This is a genomic window from bacterium (assembly GCA_021372775.1).
In the GTDB taxonomy this organism is placed as follows: Bacteria; Acidobacteriota; Polarisedimenticolia; order J045; family J045; genus JAJFTU01.
The window spans coordinates 1-4,225 of sequence record JAJFTU010000265.1; the positions used below are offsets into that span (position 1 = coordinate 1).

General features: G+C 70.2%; 3 protein-coding genes. All 3 read right to left on the reverse strand.

Annotated elements, in window-relative coordinates:
- Nucleotides 1-104: 104 nt before the first annotated feature.
- The gene (locus LLG88_09365) at nt 105-2,486 is read right to left on the reverse strand and encodes a hypothetical protein (GenBank protein MCE5247110.1); all 2,382 of its coding nucleotides are present in this window, start codon (nt 2,484-2,486) and stop codon (nt 105-107) included.
- Nucleotides 2,487-2,624: 138 nt separating this feature from the next.
- Nucleotides 2,625-3,233 carry a YceI family protein gene (locus LLG88_09370; protein MCE5247111.1) on the reverse strand — a complete coding sequence of 203 codons (609 nt, stop codon included), beginning with the start codon at nt 3,231-3,233 and terminating at the stop codon, nt 2,625-2,627.
- A gap of 116 nt (nt 3,234-3,349) precedes the next feature.
- On the reverse strand, nt 3,350-3,790 hold the full coding sequence (locus tag LLG88_09375) for an Rrf2 family transcriptional regulator (GenBank protein MCE5247112.1): 441 nt from the start codon (nt 3,788-3,790) through the stop codon (nt 3,350-3,352).
- Nucleotides 3,791-4,225: the final 435 nt, after the last annotated feature.

Sequence of the window (4,225 nt, forward strand, 5' to 3'; positions counted from 1 at the left end):
GGCCACCAAGACCGCCCCGATCAACAGCGGCACCATCATCAGGGCCGCCACCAACAAGATCTCCGAAAGACCGAGATTCATGGTTCGTTCTCCGGGAGAGAGGTTCATTCGAACTTCGCGAGATTGTTGCGCGCCGGGTCCACCTCGACGAGCGTCGGCTTCGCCGGCAGCGGGAACGCGAACTCCTGCGTCGGCGTCTCCTGGAAGGCGAGGCGGACTTCGCGCCGGCCGTCGGGGAACGTCAGCACGAACGGCACGTGGATCCTCTTGAACGCCGCGCCGCGCGGCTGGGAGAGCTTCACGCGGAGGACCGGCGACGCGCCGGTCTCGTCGATCGACTTCTCGACCTTGACCGTCGGCGTCCCGGGGCGACGGATCCACTGGTCGAAGAACCAGTGCATGTCGGTTCCCAGCACCTTTCCCGCGGAGGCGGCGAAGTCGTCGGTCGTGCGCGGGCCGAACTGCGCGTCGGCGAGGTACTGGCGGGCGACGGCGAGGAACCGCTCGTCGCCGATCAGCGTGCGCAGCATGTGGAGGACCAGCGGCCCGCGGCTGTAGAGGAGGTAGGTGCGGTACCGGAACGCGTTGTCGTCGTTCGAGCCGCCGGCGGCGGCGATCGCCATGTCGTCCTTGACCATGTCGTTCCAGCCGCGCCAGTCTTCGAGCATCCCCTTGAAGTCTTTGACGTGGCCCCGCTTGGGCGCCGCGCCGCGGGTCGCGACGCCGACCGCGAGCCCGGCCGCGTATTCGGCGCACGACTCGTCGAGCCAGGCGTCCTCCGCGCGCGCGGGCCACGCCTTGTGGCCGAACCACTGATGGGCGATTTCGTGGGCGATGACGGCGTTGAGCCCGCGGTTGCTGAAGTACTCGTCGTAGGACGAATTCCATTCGTGGACGGCGAGCGCGACGTCCTGATGAAGCTGGAACTCGCGCGGCGCGAAGAACCGCGACGTCAGGACGATCAGCCCGTCGGGGCTGACGCCGAAGTAGTCCATCGTCGGCAGCTCGACGATGTCGAGCTCCTTGTTGGGGTAGGGGCCGAGCATCTTCTCGTAGATCTCGAGGAACTGGGCGCCGAGGCGCGCGACCCGCTCCCGGTCTTCCTTGTTTCCCCAGGAGTAGGCGTGGGCGCGGACGGTCCAGCGCTCCCCCTTGACCTCCGCCGTCAGGTACTTCCCGGCGAAGACGGCCGGGAGCCACGTCGGAACGTCGCTGGCCGTCTTGAGCAGCCAATGGTCGCCGTCTTCGGCGAGCGAAACGGTGTCTCCGGAGGCGACGGGGACGAACGGCTTCTTCGTCCGCAGCGACATCGAGAACGTGAAGCCGCGCTGCTCCGTCGCCGCCGCCGCCTGCGGGAACCAGCGGACGAGGAACAGGTCGAGGTAGTTGTCGCCGTGCTCGCCGTTCGCCGCCGCGAGGACTTCTCCCTCGGTCTCGAAGCGCAGCGAGAACTCGGCCCCGGCCGGCAGCCGCTCGCCGAGATCGACGACGATTTCATCATAGCGATGCGAGAACGGCAGCTCGCGGCCGCGGCCGTCCACGACGCGCCTGACGTTGAGCAGCCGCTTCGTCGCGCGCCACGAGCGGGCGGCGGGGTCGCGGTGGTTCATCAACTCGAACGACGGCGCGCGCACCCCCGGCGCGGTGGTGCGCAGGCGGAGCGTCGTCGCGATCGTCCCCGTTTGGTTGTCCGGCGTGTCGAGGGCGATGTCGGCGTGTTCGATCCGCCAGGGAAGCGGCCGGTCCAGCGGCTCGGAGGAGATGGCCTTCGTGAAGCGGCCGTCGCCGGTGTTGGCGAAGCCGAAGAGGCACTCCCGCCCTCCGTTCACGCCGTCGAACTCGTAGCCGGTCCGCCCGGCCTCGCCGCCGTCGAACTCGGCGTAGACGTACTGCTGGCCGGCCACGTCGTTGAGCAGCGCCTGCCCGGCGAGGTGGTCGAACAGCGGCATGTGCATCCGGTCGAGCAGCTTCAGCGTCTCGGCCAGATCCGCGGCGGCGCGCGGCGGGGCCGCGACTTCGGGCGCGACGCCGTCCCGCCAGAGGTCCTCGAACGCCGGCCGCGCGAAGAGGACGGTGGCGCTCGTGAACTTGTCCCGCACGTGGTCGTCGCCGAAGGCGTAGCCCTTGGAGACCCGCTCGGCGTTGGCGCGGAAGGTGAGCAGCGCCTCCTGGTCGCGGACGGTGTGGCGGAAGACGCCGTGGCCGAGGAACTGGAAGCCGACGATTTCGCCGGCGGCGGCCCGCACCGGGAAGAGCTGCCCGTCTTCGATCTCGAGTTCGAGACGGGAGAAGCGGACCTTCTGCGGCGCGAGGGCGCGCCCCGCGGCGTCGAGCTTCAGGTCGCGCCGCGCGGCGAACGGATCGGCGGCGGCGGGCGGCGCCGCGGCGGCGACCTTCGCCGCGGCGCGCTCGTCGCCGGCGAAGGCGGCGCACGCGGCCGCGAGACAGAAGACGACGCCCCCCCAGACGAGCCGGCGAACGACCATGGACGACCCCCCTTCGGATTCCCCGCCCGCGACTATAGAAGCGTCGGCCCGCCGGGGTCTACGGCCGGCGGGCCAGATTCGCTCCTCGTCGCGATTTCGCGTCTCCCGGCGGAGATCCGCCCCGGGGCGGGCGCGGCGTCAGGCCTTCGGCGTCGGCGCCTTGCGCACCGCCTCGACCTTGATCGAGATCGTCACCTCGTTCCCGACGACCGGGCCGACCTCGATCAGCTTGTTCCAGACGAGGCCGAAGTCGCGCCGGTCGATCTTCGTCGAGACCTCGAACGCCGCCCGTTCGCCCATCTGCGGGTCATTGATCGCGCCGAAGTACTTCCCGACGAGGGTCACCGACTTCGTCACGCCGTGGAGCGTGAAGTCGCCGACGATCGTCAGCGTCGAGCCGTCCCACGAGACCTTGCGGCTCGTGAACGTCATCTCGGGGAACTTGGCGGCGTCGAAGAAGTCGGCGCTGCGCAGGTGGTTGTCGCGCGCCTCGACGCCGGTGTCGATCGACGCCGTCTTGATCCGCGCCTCGACCGAGCAGTCCTCCAGCTTGCCGCCGATCTTGATCAGCCCGGAGAAGTCGCGGAACTTCCCCTCGACGGACGAGATCACGAGGTGCGCCACCTCGAAGCCGACCTTGGAGTGGACCGGATCGATCGCGTACTCCCCGGCGGGGGGCGGGGCGACGGCGAAGGCGAACTGCGGCAGGGCGAGCGCGGCGGCGGTCAGCAGGGTACGGGCTCTCATCGGCGTCATCTCCTCGGGGCCGGACTCGTTTCCGGCGTCCCGGTGGGAGACTGTACGCAGAACGGTAACAGTTGGCAGCGGAAAAATCGTCCGGCCGGGGCGGCGCGGGGAGGCGGTCAGATTTGGCGCAGCAGCGAGGCGAGGGTGATCTTGCGCAGCCGCTCGCGGACCGCCTCTTGCGACGCCTCCATCACGGGGGCGAGGACGTCGGCCATCCGCGCGCTGACCGGGCATTTCGGATTGGGGGGCGCGGGGTTGAAGGCGAAGACCGGCTCGGCGCCCATCGCGTCGTAGACGTCGCGCAGCGTGATCCGCTCCGGCGGCACGGCCAGTTCCAGCCCGCCCCCCTTGCCCTGATGGCTCTCGACGAGGCCGCCGCGGACGAGCGAGGCGACGACTCGCCGCACGACGACCGGGTTGGTGTTGACGCTGGAGGCGATCGTCTCGCTGCTCACGCGCCCGTCGTCGCGCCGCAGCGCGGGGGGCGCGTGGCGGGAGAGGTGCGCCAGCGCGACGAGCACGTGCGTCGCCACGGCGAAACGGCTGTTCGCGGCCATATGTACCAATGATGGTTACATTTCATCCGCGCGTCAACCCAAATGCGGGGCGGCGCCGCGCCCGACGAACGCACGGCGCCCGCCGCGGACGACGAACGCGCGGCGCCCGCCGCGGACGATGAACGCGCGGCGTCCGCCGCGGACGACGAACGCACGGCGCTGTAGGGGCGGCTGGCGCGCCCCGATCGTCGTGTCCGCGCTCAGGATTCCTCCGCGCCTGCCGCCCGACGTGCATGACGCGCACCGTTGCCTTTGAGGCGTTCAAAGGCAAGGGGGTGCTGTGTTCACGTCGGGCGGCAGGCGCGATGTCGCGCCGTTGTTTCGACGATCGTCGGAGCGCGCCAGCCGCCCCTACGGCGATTCGATTTGCGCGAACGCCCGCCGTCGAGGCGTTGAAAGCCGCCGCAGCGGCGGCGTTTATGAATTCCTAACGGC

Excerpts from the sequence above, each read along its gene's own strand:
- LLG88_09365 (MCE5247110.1), bottom strand. The coding sequence starts at position 2,486 with ATGGTCGTTCGCCGGCTCGTCTGGGGGGGCGTCGTCTTCTGTCTCGCG.
- LLG88_09370 (MCE5247111.1), bottom strand. The coding sequence starts at position 3,233 with ATGAGAGCCCGTACCCTGCTGACCGCCGCCGCGCTCGCCCTGCCGCAG.
- LLG88_09375 (MCE5247112.1), bottom strand. The coding sequence starts at position 3,790 with ATGGCCGCGAACAGCCGTTTCGCCGTGGCGACGCACGTGCTCGTCGCG.